Annotated in this window: 22 protein-coding genes; 2 read left to right on the top strand and 20 right to left on the bottom strand. The window is 53.0% G+C overall.

Annotated features, from left to right (window positions below; genetic code table 11):
* Positions 1-29: 29 nt before the first annotated feature.
* The gene (locus tag QZ105_RS01740) at positions 30-452 is read right to left on the bottom strand and encodes a hypothetical protein (RefSeq protein ID WP_293728130.1); all 423 of its coding nucleotides are present in this window, start codon (positions 450-452) and stop codon (positions 30-32) included.
* A 167-nt stretch (positions 453-619) separates the two neighbouring features.
* Between QZ105_RS01740 and QZ105_RS01735 the strand changes: the two genes are divergently transcribed.
* Positions 620-988 carry a PDGLE domain-containing protein gene (locus QZ105_RS01735; RefSeq protein ID WP_293728129.1) on the top strand — a complete coding sequence of 123 codons (369 nt, stop codon included), beginning with the start codon at positions 620-622 and terminating at the stop codon, positions 986-988.
* Positions 989-1,200: 212 nt separating this feature from the next.
* Here QZ105_RS01735 and QZ105_RS01730 read toward each other — a convergent pair whose 3' ends face one another.
* The 19 genes from QZ105_RS01730 to QZ105_RS01640 form a co-directional block, all read right to left on the bottom strand.
* On the bottom strand, positions 1,201-2,400 hold the full coding sequence (locus tag QZ105_RS01730) for an LL-diaminopimelate aminotransferase (RefSeq protein WP_293728128.1): 1,200 nt from the start codon (positions 2,398-2,400) through the stop codon (positions 1,201-1,203).
* A gap of 98 nt (positions 2,401-2,498) precedes the next feature.
* Positions 2,499-3,383, bottom strand: a complete 885-nt coding sequence (dapF, locus tag QZ105_RS01725) for a diaminopimelate epimerase (protein ID WP_366935959.1) — start codon at positions 3,381-3,383, stop codon at positions 2,499-2,501.
* Between the two features lie 162 nt (positions 3,384-3,545).
* Entirely contained in the window at positions 3,546-4,757 is a 1,212-nt protein-coding gene (locus QZ105_RS01720) for a dicarboxylate/amino acid:cation symporter (RefSeq protein WP_293728126.1), read from the bottom strand.
* 173 nt (positions 4,758-4,930) lie between these two features.
* Positions 4,931-5,221 carry a pro-sigmaK processing inhibitor BofA family protein gene (locus QZ105_RS01715; protein ID WP_293728125.1) on the bottom strand — a complete coding sequence of 97 codons (291 nt, stop codon included), beginning with the start codon at positions 5,219-5,221 and terminating at the stop codon, positions 4,931-4,933.
* Positions 5,222-5,237: 16 nt separating this feature from the next.
* Positions 5,238-5,837 (bottom strand): recombination mediator RecR, encoded by a 600-nt coding sequence (gene recR, locus QZ105_RS01710; protein WP_293728124.1) that lies wholly within the window; start codon positions 5,835-5,837, stop codon positions 5,238-5,240.
* A gap of 1 nt (position 5,838) precedes the next feature.
* Complete coding sequence (locus QZ105_RS01705; protein WP_293728123.1) at positions 5,839-6,165, bottom strand: YbaB/EbfC family nucleoid-associated protein; 327 nt, start codon at positions 6,163-6,165, stop codon at positions 5,839-5,841.
* Between the two features lie 78 nt (positions 6,166-6,243).
* On the bottom strand, positions 6,244-8,115 hold the full coding sequence (gene dnaX / locus QZ105_RS01700) for a DNA polymerase III subunit gamma/tau (protein WP_293728122.1): 1,872 nt from the start codon (positions 8,113-8,115) through the stop codon (positions 6,244-6,246).
* Positions 8,116-8,318: 203 nt separating this feature from the next.
* Positions 8,319-8,612 (bottom strand): helix-turn-helix transcriptional regulator, encoded by a 294-nt coding sequence (locus QZ105_RS01695; RefSeq protein WP_293728121.1) that lies wholly within the window; start codon positions 8,610-8,612, stop codon positions 8,319-8,321.
* Between the two features lie 244 nt (positions 8,613-8,856).
* The gene (locus QZ105_RS01690; RefSeq protein WP_293728120.1) at positions 8,857-9,651 is read right to left on the bottom strand and encodes an ABC transporter ATP-binding protein; all 795 of its coding nucleotides are present in this window, start codon (positions 9,649-9,651) and stop codon (positions 8,857-8,859) included.
* Positions 9,652-10,533, bottom strand: coding sequence for an ABC transporter permease (locus QZ105_RS01685; RefSeq protein WP_366935958.1), 882 nt, complete (start codon positions 10,531-10,533; stop codon positions 9,652-9,654). It abuts the gene before it with no gap.
* A gap of 207 nt (positions 10,534-10,740) precedes the next feature.
* Entirely contained in the window at positions 10,741-11,748 is a 1,008-nt protein-coding gene (locus QZ105_RS01680) for an ABC transporter substrate-binding protein (protein ID WP_366935957.1), read from the bottom strand.
* A 213-nt stretch (positions 11,749-11,961) separates the two neighbouring features.
* Complete coding sequence (locus QZ105_RS01675) at positions 11,962-12,864, bottom strand: sugar-binding domain-containing protein (RefSeq protein ID WP_293728117.1); 903 nt, start codon at positions 12,862-12,864, stop codon at positions 11,962-11,964.
* Positions 12,864-13,181: a hypothetical protein gene (locus tag QZ105_RS01670; RefSeq protein WP_293728116.1), complete on the bottom strand. Its 318-nt coding sequence runs from the start codon at positions 13,179-13,181 to the stop codon at positions 12,864-12,866. Before QZ105_RS01670 ends, QZ105_RS01675 begins: the two co-directional genes overlap by 1 nt.
* Positions 13,182-14,063, bottom strand: a complete 882-nt coding sequence (gene lsrF, locus QZ105_RS01665; RefSeq protein ID WP_293728115.1) for a 3-hydroxy-5-phosphonooxypentane-2,4-dione thiolase — start codon at positions 14,061-14,063, stop codon at positions 13,182-13,184.
* Between the two features lie 71 nt (positions 14,064-14,134).
* Complete coding sequence (locus tag QZ105_RS01660; protein ID WP_293728114.1) at positions 14,135-15,127, bottom strand: dihydroxyacetone kinase subunit DhaK; 993 nt, start codon at positions 15,125-15,127, stop codon at positions 14,135-14,137.
* A 55-nt stretch (positions 15,128-15,182) separates the two neighbouring features.
* On the bottom strand, positions 15,183-15,803 hold the full coding sequence (gene dhaL / locus QZ105_RS01655) for a dihydroxyacetone kinase subunit DhaL (RefSeq protein WP_293728113.1): 621 nt from the start codon (positions 15,801-15,803) through the stop codon (positions 15,183-15,185).
* Between the two features lie 175 nt (positions 15,804-15,978).
* Positions 15,979-16,758: an SDR family oxidoreductase gene (locus QZ105_RS01650; protein ID WP_293728112.1), complete on the bottom strand. Its 780-nt coding sequence runs from the start codon at positions 16,756-16,758 to the stop codon at positions 15,979-15,981.
* Positions 16,745-18,298, bottom strand: a complete 1,554-nt coding sequence (locus QZ105_RS01645) for an ATP-binding protein (RefSeq protein ID WP_293728111.1) — start codon at positions 18,296-18,298, stop codon at positions 16,745-16,747. Before QZ105_RS01645 ends, QZ105_RS01650 begins: the two co-directional genes overlap by 14 nt.
* Before the next feature lie 6 nt (positions 18,299-18,304).
* The gene (locus QZ105_RS01640; RefSeq protein ID WP_366935954.1) at positions 18,305-18,997 is read right to left on the bottom strand and encodes a response regulator transcription factor; all 693 of its coding nucleotides are present in this window, start codon (positions 18,995-18,997) and stop codon (positions 18,305-18,307) included.
* Between the two features lie 269 nt (positions 18,998-19,266).
* Between QZ105_RS01640 and QZ105_RS01635 the strand changes: the two genes are divergently transcribed.
* Positions 19,267-19,733, top strand: a 467-nt coding sequence (locus QZ105_RS01635; protein ID WP_293728109.1) for a hypothetical protein, incomplete at its 3' end; no start/stop codon positions are given.

Here is a 19,733-nt window from a genome sequence, read left to right as displayed (position 1 = left end):
CTTCCCATTATCTGCTTATTTTAAAGCGCTTATTTCTGCTCGGCCGCCGCTTCCTTCTGCTGCGGTAACAGAATTTCAAACTCATTCAGCAGCGGTTTGTCCCCGTTTACTACAAAAACATAAACGAAGCGGGCTACAGGGATTTTTTCCGAAACTACCTGATAAGTCAGCACATCGGCATCGTCCAGCTTTTCGATAACGCGCAGACGGTTGGTAGTCAGCTTACCAAAATTCTTCTGCACCTGCTCCAGCATATTATTATAGGCTGCTTCGTCCCAATTAGACTGCATATTAGCGGACATCACCGCGCTGGCAGCCTTGAAATTACCGCCGTTGATGAATTTATCCACGGCAGCCTCCTCCGCATCCAAAGACTTGCCGCTTGCCGCGCTGCAAACAGCGCTTACGGCCAGCATCATAACCGTTACGGCCAGTATAAATATTTTTTTCATGGAATATTCCTCCTCAAGCCTTCTTAAAAACATCCTGTCGCTCAGGCTTTCGACTATTCTTTTATTATAATCTTTTACGCGACGGCAGGCAAGCAATAGCGCCCATTCTTTACATATTTTTCAGGCTTATCCTCCCTCTTGACTTTAAGCGCACCCAAGGTGCTATAATGAGCGCAGATAAAGCTACGGGCTCAGTCCCGTATAATCCCAAGGAGGAAACACATCATGCACATGGCAGACGCTTTAGTAAACCCTGCCGTAGCAGGCGCAATGTATGCTTTCAGCGCAGCGAAACCTTCTCCCTGGGCGCTTCCGATAAGCCCGACGGATTGGAATGGTCGTTGCTGCAAATTGCCGGTACTGATGAACTGAACGCCAGCACAGCCTTCCACGGACAAGCAGCCGCCGTACAGGAAACCATAGCGCCGCTTCCCGATTACAGCTTTAAAAATTCAGACTCCGCCCGGGGTACCGTCGTTTCTGGATTATTGGGCAGCGCCGCCGTAATTCTTCTGGGAACGGGGCCTGCCTTATAGGAAAATTCTTTAAGCGGCAAATAGTTTACGACGGCCCAACCGCCGCCATCCTTGCCAATCAGGAGCTGCTGCAGAACTACGGGCTGGAGCTGCCTCTGTCCCTGCAGCGGCAAAAATAAAGATGTACAAAGGCCGTACCATCAATAAAAAGGTACGGCCTTATTTTTGTTTCAGCTTATTTTATTATACTGCTCTGTTGCCAAACGGTTTCCTTATTTCAGACCGTTGACAATGCGCTCCATAGCCTCGACGGTATTTTCGCGGCTGCCGAAAGCGGTCAGGCGGAAATAGCCCTCGCCCATGCGGCCAAAGCCTGCGCCCGGGGTGCCTACTACCTGCAGCTTTTCCAGCAGGAAGTCAAAGAATTCCCAGGAGCTCATGCCGTTGGGGCATTGCAGCCAAATATACGGGGAATGTACGCCGCCGTAATATTTAATGCCTACTTTGTCAAAGCCGGCCATCATAATACGCGCGTTTTCCTGATAATAAGTGATGTTTTCGCGGCATTGCTTAACGCCCTCTTCGCTGAACACAGCCTCGGCGCCGCGCTGAATGATATAGGGCACGCCGTTGAACTTCGTAGTCTGACGGCGCAGCCACATTTTATTCAGCTCCATATCCTTGCCGTCTTTAGTCTTGCGCACCAAAGCGTGGGGCACTACGGTATAGCCGCAGCGAGTGCCGGTAAAGCCTGCGGTCTTGGACAGGGAGCACAGCTCGATGGCGCACTTCTTCGCGTCCTCGATGACAAAAATACTGCGGGGAATAGCCGGGTTGCTGACAAAGGCCTCGTAAGCGGCGTCGTACAGAATAACGGCGTCGTTTTTCAGGGCATAAGCCACCCATTTTTCCAGCTGCTCCTTAGTATAGGCAGCGCCGGTGGGATTGTTGGGCGAGCACAGATAAATAACGTCGGCCTGCACGCTGTCGTCCGGCATGGGCAGGAAGTCGTTTTCCGGTTTGCCTTCCATATAAATAATTTTGCGGCCGCACATCACGTTAGTATCCAGATAAACGGGATACACCGGGTCAGGAATCAGAATCGTGTTCGCATTGCTGAAAATATCGGTAATATTACCGCAATCACTCTTAGCGCCGTCGCTGATAAAAATTTCGTCGCTGGCCAGGCTTACGCCGAAGGAAGCGTAATATTTTACCAGCGCTTCATGCAGAAAGCCGTAGCCCTGCTCCGGGCCGTAACCGCGGAAGGTAGCCTGCACGCCCATTTCCGCTACGGCCTTGGCCATAGCGTCCACTACGCACTGCGCCAGCGGCAGCGTAACGTCGCCGATGCCCAGGCGAATAATTTTCTTATCAGGATGAGCCTCGGCATAAGCGTTCACCTTATGCGCAATATCGGCAAAAAGATAGCTCTCTTTCAGATTGCAGTAATTTTCATTAACAAATGCCATTTTACTTATAAACCCCCATTGAATATAAAATATAAATTATAAAAAACGAATGGCAAGCGCCCGCCGCCCGCAGGCGGAAGGCGCTTGAAGCCTTCGCTTTATTTAACAAGCTCGTCAGGAATTTCTACCGTACCGGTAAAGGCCTCCACGGCCTCGCCCTCCAGGAAAACATGGTCGTTCAGCGCGTGCGTAACCTGCAAGGTGCCGCCCTTAGCGATAACCGTCAGCGGTTCGCCCTTTTTACCGGCGCGTCCCAGCATAATGCTGGCTACGGCCACAGCGCTGGCTCCCGTGCCGCAGGCCCAGGTTTCGCCGCTGCCCCGCTCCCATACGCGGAACTTAACGGTATTTTTATCGATGACCTGCACAAATTCAGTATTTACGCCTTCGGGGAACAGCTTGTGATGCTCGAACAAAGGCCCTATTTCCTCCAGCTTAAGCGAGTCCACATCGTCCACAAAGGTTACGAAATGAGGATTACCCATGGAAATGGCAGTGCCGTTGAAAACCACCTTTTCCTTGGTCACATCGTCATGGTTATCGTCCAGCACCAAGCCCTGGTCCACAAAAATATAATGATCGCAATTCATGGGAATTTCTGTAGCCTTAAAAATCGGCTTACCCATATCCACCTTCGCTGACACAACCTTTCCCTCCTCTATCTTCATTTCAATAGTTTTTATGCCGGACAGCGTTTCAATCGTCACCGGATTCTTATCCGTCAGACCTTTGTCATAAACAAATTTCGCTACGCAGCGAATGCCGTTACCGCACATCTTTCCCTCGGAATGGTCCGCATTGAACATACGCATTTTAAAATCGGCGACGTCGGATTTGCAGATGCAGATAAGACCGTCGCTGCCGATACTGAAACGTCTGGGGCTGACGTATTCAGAAATAATTTCCGGATGCGGCAGCTCCTGCTTAGTGCAGTCCACATAAACGTAATCGTTGCCAGCTCCGTGCATTTTCGTAAATTCTATTTTCATGGCTCAGCCTCCTTTGTCTTCTCATCTACATTATAACAAAAATCAAGCTGCTTTACACCATTATTTAGGAAAATTATCATGATATTGCAGCAAAGAAGTAAAGGAAAGGCGCCGCCCGCAAAAAGCGAACGACGCCAGGGAAAGACAGTATGAAAATCAGTACAGAGGCTCTTTAGCCTTAGCTCTTTCGCTCTTGTCAACCAGGAAAGCAACTGCTGCGTCGCCGGTAATATTAACGGAGGTACGCGGCATATCCAGAATACGGTCGATGCCAGCAATCAGAGCGGAGCCCTCCAAAGGCAGACCCAAAGCGGTCAGAATCATGGTCAGCATGATGAAGCCTGCGCCGGGAACGCCTGCGGTACCGATAGACGCCAAGGTACCGGTAACGATGATGGTGAAGTACTGCGCGCCGGTCAGGTCGATGCCGTACAGCTGGGCGATGAACAGAGCGCATACGCCCTGGTAGGCGGCGGTGCCGTCCATGTTAATGGTAGCGCCCAAGGGCAGAACGAAGCTGGAAACTTCTTTGGATACGCCCAATTTCTGCGCGCAGCTCATAGTCAGGGGCAGCGTGCCGCCGGAGGAGCAGGAGCTGAATGCCATCAAAGAAGCGGGAGCGATGCCCTTAGCAAATTTCACAACATCGGTGTTGCCAATAAATTTCAGCATTGCGCCATAGACAAAGATTGCATGCAGCAAGCAGCTCAAGTATACGGCGATGACAACCTTCAGCAAAGGCAGCAGTACAGCGGGACCGTTGGCTGCCACAACGGGAGTAATCAAACCAAATACGCCGATAGGAGCTACAGCCATAATGATGCCGACGATTTTATAGGAAACTTCCGCTAAACCGTTAATAGTATGCTTTAAATAATCGGCCTTTTCGCCCACGGCGGTAATGCCCACGCCAATGAACAGGGAGAAAACGATGATTTGCAGCATATTAGCCTTCAGCATTGCTTCCATCGGATTGGTCGGGAAAATGTCCACGATAACCTTCATAATCGGAGGAGCGGCTTTAGCGGCAACCTTAGTAGTTTCAACCGGCAGCGTCAGGCCTACGCCAGGCTGCATAACGGTGCCGATTGCCAGACCGATAACGATAGCGAAGGCGGTGGTGGACAGGTAATAAGCGAGAGTTTTGATACCGATGCGGCCAACCTTTTTAATATCGCCTAAGCTGCACACACCGATAACCAGGCTGGAAAATACCAGCGGAACAATGACCATTTTGATCATGTTCATGAAGATAGTGCCTAAAGGCCCAATCCAGGCTTTGGCGAAGCCTGCGCCCTCAGCGCCCAGCTCTAAACCGGCGATAATACCGAGAGCCAGACCAATCAAAATTTTTGTAGATAAATTCACTTTGACAACCCCCTAATAAAAATGTAATCTTTTTCCTGTTTTAAATTATAACAGAGTAAAACGTAAAAGTCTGATTGTATACAGTATTATTGCCGTGTATACATTATATTTGCTAAAGGGTTACAATAATAACAAAAATCCCTGCGAAGCGCTGCGCTCCACAGGGAATCTGCTTACTTGCCAAATATTTCAAATAAAATAACTGCCGCTGCGCCGGGAACCCCAAAGAAGCCGGCAATCAGCGCTTTAATAACGGTAATCTTTAGTCCGAACCCCACAAAGGAGCCCAAAAGGTTAACCACCCACAGCAAAAGCGCGCCGCAGATACCGTTCCACACCAGCTTAAAGGGCATGGAAAGCAGCTTGACCACGAGCAGCAGCAGCACTACGCCTACCAGCAGCGGCCCTAAAGCGCCCAACGGCCCCAGTCCTGCGCTGGCGGCAATCCCCTCCAACATTTCCATTTATCAGTACACCTCTTTACATAGCCCTTCTATTTTCCAAAGCCTTGGACAGCGTAACTTCATCCACATATTCCAAATCGCCGCCCATGGGCAGGCCGTGAGCAATGCGGCTGACAGTTATGCCAAGGGGCTTCAGAAGCTGGGCCAGATAGGTAGCCGTAGCCTCGCCCTCCACATCGGAATTGGTAGCAATAATAATTTCGCTGACCGTTTCGCTTTGCAGGCGCTGGAACAGCTCCCTGATGCGCAGCTTGTCTGGGCCAACGCCGTCCAAGGGCGACAGCACCCCATGCAGCACATGGTACAGCCCGTTATAGCCGCGGCTGCGCTCCATGGCGGCAATATCCTGGGGCTGCTCCACTACGCAGATAATATGCCTGTCGCGGTCGGGCGCGCCGCAGATTTCGCACAGCTCGCCGTCCGTCAGGTTATAGCACTGGCTGCAGTAATGAATATGCTGCTTGGCTCCGTTCAAAGCCTCCGCCAGCTGCCGCACTTCCTCCGCAGGCATATCGATAATATGATAGGCCAGGCGCATGGCCGTTTTCGAGCCTACGCCCGGCAGCCGCCGCAGCTGCTCGTACAGATTAGCCAGCGGCCTGATCATTCTTGCCATTTTAGAACATGCCGGGCAGCTTCATACCGCCTGTAACCTTAGCCATTTCCTTTTCCGTCATTTCGTCAATTTGCTTCATAGCGTCGTTAACGGCGGTCAGCAGCATATCCTCCAGCATCTCCACATCCTCCGGATCCACAGCGGAAGGAGCGATTTTAATAGACTTCAGCTCCTTCTTGCCATTGACTACGACGGTTACGGCGCCGCCACCCACAGAAGCCTCTACAGTACGGCTTTTCAAATCCTCCTGCATTTTTGCCATATCGGCCTGCATCTTCTGCACCTTTTTCATCATTGCCTGCATATTACCCATGCCACCAAGAAACATAATAAAATTCCTCCTTAATATACGTTAATTGCTTAATATTTATATTGAGCCTTGTGCATCACAAAGCATCATATCCCATTACAGCTCGGTTATCGTGCCGCCGAAAGCGTCCATAGCCTTGCGCAGATTATCCGGCAGCTGCCGCGGAGCGGCCGGCTGCGCCTGTTCTTTTTTGGGAGGCGCAGGCTGCGCCTTCGTTCCCGCAGCAGGCCCGCCTGAACCACGCAGGCTGGCTTCCGCCGCGCACTGCAGCCGCAGCGGCCTGCGCGCCAGCCGCAGCAATATTTCCTCAAAATAGCTGCGGAAATCGTCCTTATTCATACGCTCGCTTTTAAAGGGCGCTTTAAAGGCCACCACCAGCACGTCGTTGCTAAAGCTGTAGACCCGCCCGTCCTTGGCGCAGGAATACATGGACATTTTCTTTTCCGAACGCACCAGCTCCAGGGTCTGCTTCCAAAAATCGTCGCCAGCCGCCCAATCGCCGCCGTATTCCTCGCCTGCTGCCATTGGCTGCGCGGCAGGCTGCACCGTAGCTTGCGGCGCAGGCTTCTGCGACGCTGCGCTCGCTTTAGGAGTAGGAATCGTTTTAGCTGCTGCCGGACGGTTATTCACCGGCGGCGCAGACGACAGCTGCTCTAATTCCTCCGCCGTAGGCCCATCGTCCTGCCCCGCTTCCGGCGGAAGCTCCGGCCCGGTATACAGCTTAGCGCCGACAGGCGGCACAAAAGCAGGCTGAGCTTTAGGCTGTGACTGCTTCTCCGTACTTTCTGCTTCAACTGCGACTGAAAAAGGCGCAGGCTGCACAGCCGCGCTTCCGGCAAGCCGCCGTTCCAGCTGCTCCACTCTGGCCGTCAGCGCCGCCAGCGTGCTGCCCTCGATGCGGCACAAATCCAGCAGACACAGCTCCGCCGTAATCTTCGGCCGCAGCGTCCCCTTGAGCTCCAGCACGGCGGCATGCAGGCGTTCCTCCGCCGCCAGCAGGCGGTCGCGGGCAAAAAGCGGCGACAGAGCCTGAAAGGCTTCCTGCGTATCCGTTAAATAAACCTCGTCATAACCAGGCACCGCCTGATACAGCAGCAAAGCGCGCAAGTATTCCGCCAGCTCCGTCAGCACCTGCCCCACGTCCTTGCCCTGCTCCAAAAGCTGGTTCAGCTTGCCTAAAGCGGCCGCCAAATCCTGCCGTCCTATAGCGCCCACCAGCTCCCGCAGCGCTTCGCGCCCCACGATGCCCAGCACCTCGCGCACTACGTCCACCGTCACCGTCTTAGCCATTACGCCGCACTGGTCCAACAGGCTCAGCGCGTCGCGCATACCGCCCTCGGACTGAATGGCAATCAGCCGCAAAGCCTCGGCATCTGCCGCAATGCCGCTGCCTTCGGCTACCAAAGCCAAATGCTCGGCAATTTCGTCCACCGTCACTCTGCGGAAATCAAAACGCTGGCAGCGGGAATGAATGGTAGCCGGAATCCGATGCGGGTCCGTCGTCGCCAGAATAAAAATAACGTGGGCCGGAGGCTCCTCCAAGGTTTTCAGCAAAGCGTTGAAGGCCTCGGTGGTCAGCATATGCACCTCGTCGATAATATATACCTTGTAGCGGCAGTCCACCGGCGTAAAGGCCAGCTGGTCGCGCAGGGCCTTAATCTCGTCGATGCCGCGGTTGGAGGCCGCGTCGATTTCAAACACATCCATGGACGTCCCGGCGGCAATGCGCACACAATTATCGCAGCAGCCGCAGGGAGCGGGAGTCGGCCCCTGCTCGCAGTTCAGCGCCTTCGCTAAGATACGCGCCGTGCTGGTCTTGCCCGTACCTCGCGGCCCGGCGAACAAATAGGCGTGAGCTATCCGTCCGCTGGTCAAAGCGTTGGTCAGCGCCGTTTTAACAGGCTGCTGCCCTACCAGCGCGTCAAAATTCTGCGGCCGCCATTTGCGGTACAGCGCAACATAAGCCATACGTCCCTCTCCCTTCGCTTGCGACGCCCTTGCTGGCGCACGTTACATACATCAATATTATAGTATATTCACCGCCGCACCGCAAGCAGGCATTCGCATTTGCAGGCCATCTAATACGCATAAAGCAAACTGGCGTAAGCCCGAAAGCCTACGCCAGTTTTTATATTTCCGCAATTTGCCATAAAGCAAAATAAATTCTCTGTTTACTTTCTTTGCTTCAACAGCTTAACGACCTGCAGCACCTCATCCAAACTGATATCCTGATCCTTCGTATCAGGCTGTTGATCCAAATCAACAAAAAAGCTGCTCATATTACACTCCAATAAGTTATGAAGCTTCAAGAGATTCGGAAGGGTAACGGGCACACGACCGCATTCAATATTGCATAAATGCGTTTGTGAAATTTCCATTGCCTTTGCCAACTTAGTTTGAGTTAAATTCTTAGCCGTCCGCAGCAACCTTATTCTGCGACCAATAAGCTTGATTTCTTCCTGCATTGTTCTGCACCGCCTTTCGGTTAATTTGCAATAAACATTCTTAAACTCATCAGGCACTTATTTAAAGTGTACCACGAATCGCAAAATTATCAAGTCTTTTTCTTCTAAAATTTATTTATTTTCTTCTATATATTATCGATATCGATAATATATCACAACAAAAGCAGGTAAACCACTGCTTTTTAGCACTATCGTATTGTTAAAATATACAAATGTTTATTGAAATACTTATCGGCATACAGCCTTAGCCTAACAGTAAACGATCGCTGGCCATCTCCGAACCGCTGGCTTTTTCAAACATAGCCAACAGATCCGGTATCTGCAAATGCCGTTTTTCCTCACCCTGTACATCGATAATAATGCGTCCGTTATGCAGCATTATCAAACGGTTGCCATAACGCAGCGCGTCGCGCATATTATGGGTAATCATCAGCGTGGTCAATTGGTCGCGGGTAACAATCTTTTCCGTTAAAGCCAGCACCTTAGCGGCAGTTTTCGGGTCCAAAGCAGCCGTATGCTCGTCCAAAAGCAACAGCTTGGGCTTCTTCAAGGTAGCCATCAAAAGAGTCAGCGCCTGGCGCTGGCCGCCGGAAAGCAGGCCCACCTTAGCCGTCATGCGCTCCTCCAGGCCCAAATCCAGCTCCTTCAGCAGCTCGTAAAAGCGGTCGTGCTGGTCGCTGGACAGGCTCCAGCCCAAGCCCGGCGTTTCGCCGCGGCGAGCGGCTAAAGCCAAATTTTCTTCAATCATCATACCGGCAGCCGTGCCCAGCATAGGGTCCTGAAAAACGCGGCCGATATACTTAGCCCGTTTATGCTCAGGCTTTTTCGTAATATCCTCGCCGTCGATAACGATTCTGCCGGAATCCACCGGGAATACGCCGGCAATAGCGTTCAGCGTCGTGGATTTGCCCGCGCCGTTGCCGCCGATAACCGTAGCAAAATCGCCCGGCTGCAAATTCAGGGTCAGTCCCTGCAAAGCGCGCTTCTCATTAATCGTCCCAGGGAAAAAGGTTTTATAAATATTATCTACCTGCAGCATTTACCGCACCGCCTTTCTGCCGCTCAGCTTAGCCTTAATCAGCGGCATGGACAAAGCCAGAGCCACCAATACGGAAGTAAACAGCTTGAGGTCGTTGGGCGGCATGCCCATAGCCAGAACCGCAGCGATAACTATGCGGTAAACTATGGAGCCCAAAACTACGGAAATCAAACAATTTTTAAAGCTGCGCGTGCCAAACAGCACCTCGCCGATAATAACGGAGGCCAGGCCGATAACGATAGTGCCCGTGCCCATGCCCACGTCGGAAAAGCCGTTGGACTGGGCCACCAGCGCGCCGGACAGAGCCACCAAGCCGTTGCTCAGCAGCAGGCCCAAAATAATGGTCACATCCGTATCCACGCCCTGCGCCCTGATCATCTGCTGATTGAAGCCGGTCGCACGAATAGCCGCGCCAATCTGCGTGCCAAAGAACCAGTACAGGAACAGCCCCACTAAAGCAGTAGCGGCCAGGCCCACCAACAGCGTGGTTTGCGCCATATTCACGCCCAAAGTCTCGCGGGCAATTTTAAAGCAGGTATCCACGCCCAGCAGCGACAAATTCGCCTTGCCCATAATGCGCAGATTCACGGAATATAAGGCAATCATCGTCAGAATACCGGCCAGCAGCGCCGGAATCTTCATTTTCGTATGCAGCAGGCCGGTAGCAACGCCGGCCAGCGTACCGGTTATAAACGCAGCCAATAGCGACGGCATCACGCCGTAACCGGCCACCATCATGGAAGCAGCCGTAGCCGCGCCCAAAGGGAAGCTGCCTTCTACCGTCAAATCGGCAATATCCAACACTCTGAATGTTACATACACACCCAAAGCCATCAGCGCCCAAAGCAGGCCCTGCGCCACTGTGGGAATCAACAAATCAATCATCAGGAACATCCTTCCATCGTCAAAATCTCTTATAGCCTTTATTATAGCACAAGCAGTACCATTATGCCGAAAAATATGTAGCAAATAGTTAAACTCCTTTATACATAAAGGAAAGTCTGCCATAGGCATCTATGACAGACTTCTGCATCTTTTTCCAGACTTATGCACGGACTGCAAAATCAGACCGCCGTTTTGCCCACAGGCTTATTTAATTACTTCCGCGCTTTTCAGAACATCCTCCGGCACTTTCAGGCCGATTTTTTCAGCTTCCTTCATATTCACGATAGCCGTAAATTCCTTTTGCGCCTGAATTGCCATATCGGCGGGTTTGGACTTGCCGCTCAGAATATCTGCTGCCATTTCGCCTGCCTGGAAGCCCAGCTTGTAATAATCCACGCCCAACGTAGCCAAGCCGCCTGCCTTAACCATGCCGCCCTCGCCGCAGATTACGGGAAGCTTAGCCTCTTCAGTAACAACTGCCAGGGTAGGCATTGCGGAAGCCAGCACGTTATCGGTCGGAACATAAATAGCCTGCACCTTGCCCACCAAGCTGCGTGCTGCCTGCTGAATGTCGTTGACATTGGAAACGGTGGCCTCGCTTACGGTAACGCCCTTAGCGGCGGCTGCTTTTTTCAGAATGTCCACCTGCAGCTGGGAATTAACCTCGCTGGAGCAGTAAATGGTGCCGATGGCTTTAGCGTTGGGCACGATTTTCAGCAGCAAATCCAGCTGCTGTTCCACAGGGTTCATATCGGTAGTACCGGTTACGTTGGTGCCCGGTTTAGCGTTATCTTTAACTAATTTAGCGGTTTTATAGTCGGTTACGGCCGTAGCCACAATAGGAATATCGCTGGTTACGTTAGCCACCGTCTGCGCAGCCGGAGTAGCGATAGCGCAGATCAGATTAACCTTATTATTTACAAAGCGGTGCGCAATATTTTGCAGATTGGATTGGTCTGCCTGGGCATTTTGCCGGTCGAAGGCTATATTCTCGCCTTCCTTATAGCCCTTGGAAGCCAAACCCTCTACAAAGCCCTTATTGGCAGCGTCCAAAGCGGCGTGCTCAACCAGCTGCACAATGCCTACGTTGGCCTTCTCCGCTTTTTTGGGAGCTTCCTTGCCGTTGCCGCCGCAGCCCGTTACGCCCAGAGCCAAGGTCAGCAGCAAACCGGCGGCCAGCGCCTTAATTTTGCAATTTTTCAAAGAAATCATGTTTACCATCCTTCCATCCTACATTTTTAGTGTATGCTGTAGTTGTATTGATTGTATAATATTTCTTGCAGAATGTAAATATCCGTCGGGCTATTTTCAAGAATTTATTCTCTGCTCCGCCGATAATGTTCAAAAGCTTACATATCGCCGTTTCAAAAAATAAAACCGCAGGGCACAGCGAAACGCTCCGCCCTGCCTGCGGTCTGAAACAGTCTACAGCAAACTGCGCGCCTGCTCCTCACCGATAACTAAATGGGTAAACAGCCCCGTCGCCAACGCGCCCTTTAAGGCTCTGCTGCCAGCGTTCACCCCAACACCGATCAGCTTGCGGCAGCGGCGCAGCTGCGCCATGGGAATATGCAGGCAAAAATCGTTATTGCCGCTGATAAATTCCCCGCGCTCGTTATAATAATAAGACAAAAAGCTGCCGACGGCGCGCTGCCTGCTCAAGGAATCGCCAAAGCGTGTAGCTGTTCCCTCGTCCGGCACGCCGGGATAACCGCTGACGGCAACTACGGCCACGTCCAGCTGCTGCCATAAGCCAGCCAACTGATGGAACTCGCTCTTGCCCTCCAGCTCCTCCCGTTCCTCCTCCGAGGCGGGGAAAGCGCTGCAGCCCAGGCTATAGGCAGTGCGGCCGCTGGCTTCCGCCCACAGCAGCGCCAAGGCGTCGGGGTGGTAGCCCTTATGAGGGAAGTGGGCCTCGCCTATCAAGGGCAGCACCTTACCCGTCTGCTGGTACCAGCGGCCCCGCTCCAGCCTGACGACGGCTTCGCCTAAAGCGTAGCCCCAGCCCAAGCCCAGGGTCACATCGGCAGCTGTTTCAGAAAGCAGGTACCGCGCCGTCTGCTGCCAGGGATTGCTGCCTGCGGGCAGCACGCAGCCGCCCTCCAGGCCATATCGTATGCGTAAGCGTTCCAGCAAACTGCTTTCGCCCTCGTCCCCGGCGCAAATCTCGATGCGGACAATGCCCAGCTTTTTGGCACGGGTCAGCATCTTACTGACGGAAGGACGCGAGACGCCAAGACGCTGAGCCACCTGAGCCTGGGTAAGCGCCTCCTCGTAATATAAGCGGGCAGCAGCGATCAGCTGTGCCCGTTCTCCTGCCTGCAGCATTATTTAACTTCTTCCATCAATTCAAACAAAATGCCGTCCTTCATGACAAAAGCAATGCGGGTATGCTCGTCCGCCATCCACGGCTCCACAACCACCGTGTTTTCCGCCAGCTGCTTGTCCAGATCGTCCACCTTATAGGCTACATGCACCATGGTCTGCAATTCCTGCGGCAAAGGAGTATCCTTCTCAAAGCGCAGATATTCGATATGGAATTCGTTGGTGTCGGGGATGATAATATGGGTTTTAATGCCTTCGGCATAAATTTCACCTTCACGGGCAATATCGGTGGGCACGCCCACATGCATAAATTCTTTCATTTATTTCACATCCTTCTGCCATAATTCATAAGCGTGATATGCTTCTTCCGGCTTAGCGTTTTCGTGTACTACCATACGGATAGCACGCAGCATAGCGCTGGGGCAGGCGGCCTGCAATACGTTGCGGCCCATATCCACACCGGCGGCTCCTTCGTTGACAGCGCGGTAAGCCATCGCCAAAGCTTCGCTTTCAGGAATTTTCTTGCCGCCTGCAATCACAATGGGCACGGGGCAGGCAGCCGTAATCTGCTCGAAATTATCGCAGTAATAGGTTTTAATGATATGCGCGCCCTGCTCTGCCAACAAACGGGTAGCCAGGGAGAAGTAACGAGTCGTACGTTCCATTTCCTTGCCTACGGCTACTACGCCCAGCACAGGCACGCCGTATTTTTCGCCCTGATTTACATAATAGGACAGAGTTTTCAAAGAATCCAGCTCGCCGGCAGCTCCCACAAAGCATTGCACGGCCATGCAGGAAGCGTTCATGCGGATAGCGTCCTCGATATCTACGCTAGCAGAACCAAAGCTCATATCGTCCTTGAGTACGCTGGTGTCGGCAGTGCAGCGCAGAGCCACAGCCTTGCGGTGATTGCCGGGAATGCATGTGCGCAGCGCGCCGCGGGTAGCCATCAGGCAGTCCGCATAGGGCAGCAGCGGCGGAATAACCAAATCCAAACGCTCCAGTCCGGCGGTAGAACCCATAATATAGCCATGGTCAAAGGCCAGCATAATCGTGCGGCCATCGTCGCCAAAAATCTGGGACAAACGGCCCTGCATGCCCCAACCGGCGCACTGATGCCCCTTAACGGGGAAAAGGCGCTGCGGCGGCTCAATGCCGATACCGTAATCCTTAGCTAAAACATTACCATCTTTATCAGCCATCTAAAATCCTCCCAAACGGCGGCAGCAGGGCGGCTGTTGCCGCAGCCTGCTTCGCCTTTCAAAGCCTGTTCTTAGTTTTTGTAGTAAGGAGTGCGGCAGGGCGCGTTCCAGTAGCCCAGCATTTCCTCGTCCATGCGGGCGATGCACATCTGGAAGCCTGCGGTCTCCTGTACGGTCAGCACCTCGCCTACGATGCTGGCAACAATTTCGATGCCCTTTTCAGCCAGCAGCTTGTGGCAGGCGCGGAATACAATCAGCTGCTCCATCAATGTAGTAGCGCCGCTGCCGTTGATGATTACCAGCAGCTTTTCGCCGCTTTGTACGTTCAAGTCTGCCAGCAGAGCATTCATCATAATGGCCGCAGTTTCGTCGGCGGATTTCATAGGCTGGCTGCCGCCGCCGCCTTCGCCGTGCTGGCCCATGCCAACCTCCATAACGCCGTCCTCAATCTGCGCAATGGTCATACCGGTAGCAGGATGGGTAGCGCCCTTGGTAGCCACAGCGATAGTCGCCATATTATCGGCAAACTTCTGCGCAATAGCGGCAACCTCCTCCAAGGATTTGCCTGCTGCCGCAGCAGCGCCTGCTACCTTGTACAGAGGCACGCAGCCCACCAGGCCGCGGCGGTCGTCGGCGTTCTCGCGGGGAGCGTTGGCAATATCCTCCTGGGTAACTACCTTAACGACGTTCAGTCCCAGCTTCTTCACCTGCTTCATGGTCAGGTTGCCGGTCAGCATATCGCCCGCATGGTTCAAAACCACGAACAGTACGCCGTGGCCTTTGTCAGCCATTTTAATAGCTTCCACGCAGGCCTGGGGTCCCGGTGCGGCAAAAATATTGCCGGCTACGGAAATATCCACCATGCCTTCGCCGACAAAGCCGCTGATAGCAGGCTCATGGCCGGTGCCGCCCAGGGTAACGATGGTAACGCGGTCAGCCTCGGCCAGCTTTTTGTTAACCACCAGGTTGCCCTGCTCTAAGGAAATGATATCCGGATTGGACAAAGCCAAGCCTTCCAATAATTCGCTGGTAAGATTTTCGGGATTGTTGATAAATTTCTGCATAATTACGCCTCCGTTGATATATTATTTTGCTTAACTGTCAAGCATATGCGCTAGCTTATTCACAGGCTGACGCCATCGAGGAAAATAAAATGGACATGGATACTGCGCCCGGGTCCTTAGTTCCCAGGCTGCGCTCGCCCACATTCTTAGCGCGGCCAAAGCGCGCTACCATTCCGGCAGTAGCGTCCGCACCCTTGCAGGCAGCCTCCGCCATAGCGGCAAAAATTTCCTTAACGCTGCCGCTGGCAGCCAGGCCTGCGTCCAAAGCAGGATACAAAGCGTCCACCATCGTCTTGTCGCCAATTTTGGCTTTGGAAATATCCATAAAGTCTTCCTTGCCCTGCGCCAGCATTTTGTGTATACCGTCAGTATCCAACGAGGTCACGCCTTCGTCCACTCCCTCGGCAAAGCCGCCGAAAACAGTGCCCCACAACGGACCTGCGCTGCCGCCGTTCACGCCCATAAAAGCCATGGATAAATCGTCCAGCAGCTCCTTAATATCGGCGCTGTCATTGGCCTCAATTTTTGCTTTAATCGCGTCGGCCATCCTGCCGATGGTCAGCCCGTGGTCGCCGTCGCCGGCCACGCCGTCCAATTCGCACAGTATCATGCTTTTATCCTTCAGCTCTGTAGCGGCGGCTAAAAGCATGCGTTGCAGCAATTCTAAAGTCAGCATATTATCACCGTTCCTTTCGCTGCCTTTATTTTAACATTTGTCGGCACAATTGTAAATTATTTTCTGAAACTTTTTACTCATCCGAAGAAAAGCGCAAATATGAAAATTCGGCTCTGCCTGAAACCTTACGCTTCAGACAGAGCCGCCGTTCATTTTTCTTCAATATAATTATTTATCAGCCCGCAGTCAAGCCGCCGTCGACGGTCACCACCGAGCCCGTCATAAAGCTGTTGGCTGGCGACGCCACGCTGCATACCGTATGAGCGATTTCCTCAGCGCGGCCTATGCGTCCCAAGGGATACGCCGCCGCCATATCGGCCAGCGTATAGCTCTCGTCCGCGTCCACCAGCTGCCGCGCCAAAAGCGGCGTATCCACATCCGCCGGGCACACACAATTCACGCGGACGGACGGAGCTAAGTCCAGCGCCAGGGCCCGCGTCAGCGCTACGATCGCGCCCTTGCTGGCGCAGTATACGGGGCAGCCGTAATTGCCGCTGACACCCGCGTCCGAGGCAATATTAACAATGCTGCCGCCCCCGTACATCCGCGGCAGCGCCGCCTGGGTCAAAAGCAGCGTACCTTTCACATTGCAGTCCATAATTTCCGCATAGTCTGCTTCCGACATTTGTTCCAAACGCTGCTCCCTGTATACGCCCGCGCTGTTGACCAAAATATCCAGCGTCCAGTCCGCGCGCCCTTCGCAGACGCCGATTTCCGCCAACGCCCGGCGGCAATCAGCGGCGCTGCGCACGTCGCAGCCAATATACACTGCCTCCGCTCCCGTTTGCTGCCGCAAGGCAGCCACCGCCTGCTCGCCCCGCCTTTGGCTGCGCCCTGCAATATACACCCGCGCGCCGTCGGCCAGCAGCTTGGCAGCCACCGCCAAGCCAATGCCCGACGTACCGCCGCTGATTAACGCCGTCAATCCCTGACAGCCGTAATTAAGCTTCGTCATGATCATTCTCCTTCATCTTTAGCTGCGGCGGCAAATTTACCGTGATAGTCGTGCCTTTGCCCACCTCGCTCGTTAATTCCAGCTGCATATCGTGGCGCAGCGCAATTTGCTTGGCGATGGCTAAGCCCAACCCGCTGCCGTTTTTATTCTGCTCGTTGCGCGCCTTGTAAAAACGGTCGAACGCGTGCGGCACGTCCTCCGGCTTAATGCCGCAGCCGTGGTCGATGATTTGCAGCTTGGATTTTTCCAAGCGCAGCTCAATGCCGCCGCCATCCGGCGAAAATTTAATACTGTTATGCAGAAAAATCATCAGCATCTGGCGCAAGCGACCATAGTCGCCGTTGACCATATATAAATCGGTATCCAGCTGCGAAGTAATCTGCAAATTTTTATCCTTGCCCAGCTGCCGCGAGCCGCGGGCCGCGTCCTGAATCACGTCGCATAAATTCAGCGGCGCTTTTTCAATGGGAAAATCCGTATTCTGCAAACGCGACAAATCAAGCAAATCGTTAATCAAACGCTGTAAAAAAATGCTTTCATTATACATCTGCTCGTGGAACTCGTCCACCTCCGCCTTGTCCGTCACCACGCCGTCGCGCAGCGCCTCTAGGCTGCCGTGGATAACCGTAACCGGCGTGCGCAGCTCGTGTGAAATATTGGCGATAAATTCCCGGCGCAGCTTTTCCAGCTTCTGGCTTTCCTCGTCGGCCAGCTGCAGGCGCTGCGCTAAAATATCCAGCGTGTGCGCCAGCTCGCCTATCTCGTCCTTTTGCGCGATATCGTTGCGCACTTCGTAATCCCGTTCGGCCAAACGCTCCGCGTTGTTGCGCATCAGCTTCATGGGCCGCGTAAAGCGCCAGCTCAAAATAACGCTCAGCGCCATGCCCAAGGCCAGCGCTGCCAACACGCTCAGCAGCAAAATGCGCAGCCCCGCCCAAATTGCGTCGTGCATGCCCTGCACCGGCGAATGCAGCAGCACTACAGCCTTGACCTGGCCGTTTTTATCATAAACCGGTTCGCCCACCGTCAGCATAATGCCATCCAGCCAGTCGTTATATTCTTCAATGATAAAGCGCTGCCCGGTAAAACCCTGTTCCACCTTTTCGCGGATATGCTGCGGCAGCTTATTATAAGCGTCCTTGGGGTCGACGGGCGGCGCTGGCATTTCCATACCGCCGCGCTGTCCGTGATGGCTCGCCCGCTGCTTACGCGCCTGCATCTGTCGCTGCATACGCTCCTTATTGATATTCAAACCCCGCTCGCTGTCCACCACCCAAACGATTTCCTGCGTCAGATTATCCAAATAGTTAATAAAACGGCTGCTGGAAATATTATCTCCGTAACGCCTTTCTAAAAACTCCATATTATCGCTGATAACCTCGGCGATTTTTTGCGCCTGCATAGTCATCTCTTTTTTCTTGAGGCCAATAGTGTGCTGCTTAAAAAATTCGTAAAACACGCCGCCGATAATCAGCGCGAATACCAGCAGCACCGCCGTAAAATACAGCGTCAGTTTAAGAGCGATTTTATTTTTCATCATGCCCGCCTATGCCTTGATCTCAAAACGGTAGCCTACGCCCCAAATGGTTTTGATTTCCCATCCCGGATGCTCTAATTTATCTACCTTAGCCCGCAGCCGTTTAATATGGGAATCTACGGTGCGGCTGTCGCCGAAATAATCGTAGCCCCAAATGCTGTCCAAAAGATTATCGCGGCTGAAAACCTTAGTATTATTTTTCGCCAGCGTCCACAAAAGCTCGATTTCCTTTTTGGTCAGCGGCACCTCCTGCCCGTCTATCTGCACCTCGTACTTATCCAAATTGATAAAAAGATTAGCGCAGGTCAAAACATTTTTCGCCGCAGGCTCCTGCGCCTGAATCCGCCGCAGCACCGCCCGCACCCGGGCCATCACCTCGCTGGCGGAAAAGGGCTTGATAACGTAATCGTCCGCGCCGATATCCAGCCCCATAATTTTATCGTAATCCTCGCCGCGGGCCGTAATCATAATAATCGGCACCATGGATTCGCGCCGCAAACGGCGGCAAACCTCAAAGCCGTCCACCTGCGGCATCATCACATCCAGCAGCACCATAACGATTTCGTCCTGATAGCGGGCGTATTTATCCAATGCCTCCGCTCCGTCCAAAGCGATAACGGGCCCCAAGCCCTCCTTCTTGGCATAGCTGGAAAGAATAGTCGTAATTTGCTTATTATCGTCGGCGATTAAAATTTTTTTCACTCGCGTCATCTCCGCAGCTTCCGTCTGCTTATTCCTTTCTTCTATATTATATAATAGCGTAGCGCAAATTTGTGTTAAAAGTATGACCGCCGGCCAAAATAATTTTTTTAAACGCCGCCAAAAAACATAAAAAAGTCATAATCGTCCTGTACAATAAAGACAATCCAAGGAGCAAGTTAAAAAGCAAAAACAAAAATCAGGGCGCGTCCAGCACCCGGCATCCTAAAAATAAAATCAAGAAAAAATTTACAGACGAGGAGTGATTCTTTATGTTGAACTTGAAAAAAACTTTATTGGCAGGCGCCATCTTAACCGCATTGTGCGCCAGCGCTTTCGCCGCCGACCCGGCGGATAATTCCGCAAAACAACCGACGATGCGCGACCGCGTAAACGCTATTCTGCATGAGGACAGCGCTGCCGACAACGACCGTGCTCCGCGCGGCGAAAAACGCCGCAGACCGCAGCTGACGCCGGAGCAGCGCGAAAAGATGGCCCAGCGCCGCGCCGAATGGGAAAAAATGACGCCGGAACAGCGCCGCGAGGCTCACGAAAAATGGCGTCAGGAATGGCAGCAGCGCCACGAGCAATACGCTAAGAAAACCATGGATAAGCTGACTGACGAACAAAAAGCCGAGGTAGAAGCCTTCATAAAAGAGGATATCGCCCAACGTCAGGAGCGCCGCGAAAAGCTGCATAATATGACTCCCGAACAGCGCGACGCTGTTCGCGCCAACCT

This window comes from uncultured Phascolarctobacterium sp. (assembly GCF_905212365.1).
GTDB lineage: Bacteria > Bacillota > Negativicutes > Acidaminococcales > Acidaminococcaceae > Phascolarctobacterium_A.
The sequence above is the reverse complement of the archived record's forward strand: the minus strand, read 5'-3'. Positions and strand labels throughout refer to the sequence as shown.

Excerpts from the sequence above, each read along its gene's own strand:
- lsrF (WP_293728115.1), bottom strand. The coding sequence starts at position 14,063 with ATGGCTGATAAAGATGGTAATGTTTTAGCTAAGGATTACGGTATCGGC.
- dhaL (WP_293728113.1), bottom strand. The coding sequence starts at position 15,803 with ATGCTGACTTTAGAATTGCTGCAACGCATGCTTTTAGCCGCCGCTACA.
- QZ105_RS01650 (WP_293728112.1), bottom strand. The coding sequence starts at position 16,758 with ATGACGAAGCTTAATTACGGCTGTCAGGGATTGACGGCGTTAATCAGC.
- QZ105_RS01740 (WP_293728130.1), bottom strand. The coding sequence starts at position 452 with ATGAAAAAAATATTTATACTGGCCGTAACGGTTATGATGCTGGCCGTA.
- QZ105_RS01690 (WP_293728120.1), bottom strand. The coding sequence starts at position 9,651 with ATGCTGCAGGTAGATAATATTTATAAAACCTTTTTCCCTGGGACGATT.
- QZ105_RS01670 (WP_293728116.1), bottom strand. The coding sequence starts at position 13,181 with ATGAAAGAATTTATGCATGTGGGCGTGCCCACCGATATTGCCCGTGAA.
- QZ105_RS01675 (WP_293728117.1), bottom strand. The coding sequence starts at position 12,864 with ATGCTGCAGGCAGGAGAACGGGCACAGCTGATCGCTGCTGCCCGCTTA.
- QZ105_RS01715 (WP_293728125.1), bottom strand. The coding sequence starts at position 5,221 with ATGGAAATGTTGGAGGGGATTGCCGCCAGCGCAGGACTGGGGCCGTTG.
- dnaX (WP_293728122.1), bottom strand. The coding sequence starts at position 8,115 with ATGGCTTATGTTGCGCTGTACCGCAAATGGCGGCCGCAGAATTTTGAC.
- QZ105_RS01680 (WP_366935957.1), bottom strand. The coding sequence starts at position 11,748 with ATGATTTCTTTGAAAAATTGCAAAATTAAGGCGCTGGCCGCCGGTTTG.
- QZ105_RS01660 (WP_293728114.1), bottom strand. The coding sequence starts at position 15,127 with ATGCAGAAATTTATCAACAATCCCGAAAATCTTACCAGCGAATTATTG.
- QZ105_RS01705 (WP_293728123.1), bottom strand. The coding sequence starts at position 6,165 with ATGTTTCTTGGTGGCATGGGTAATATGCAGGCAATGATGAAAAAGGTG.
- QZ105_RS01645 (WP_293728111.1), bottom strand. The coding sequence starts at position 18,298 with ATGATGAAAAATAAAATCGCTCTTAAACTGACGCTGTATTTTACGGCG.
- QZ105_RS01730 (WP_293728128.1), bottom strand. The coding sequence starts at position 2,400 with ATGGCATTTGTTAATGAAAATTACTGCAATCTGAAAGAGAGCTATCTT.
- recR (WP_293728124.1), bottom strand. The coding sequence starts at position 5,837 with ATGGCAAGAATGATCAGGCCGCTGGCTAATCTGTACGAGCAGCTGCGG.
- QZ105_RS01735 (WP_293728129.1), top strand. The coding sequence starts at position 620 with ATGAGCGCAGATAAAGCTACGGGCTCAGTCCCGTATAATCCCAAGGAG.
- QZ105_RS01695 (WP_293728121.1), bottom strand. The coding sequence starts at position 8,612 with ATGCAGGAAGAAATCAAGCTTATTGGTCGCAGAATAAGGTTGCTGCGG.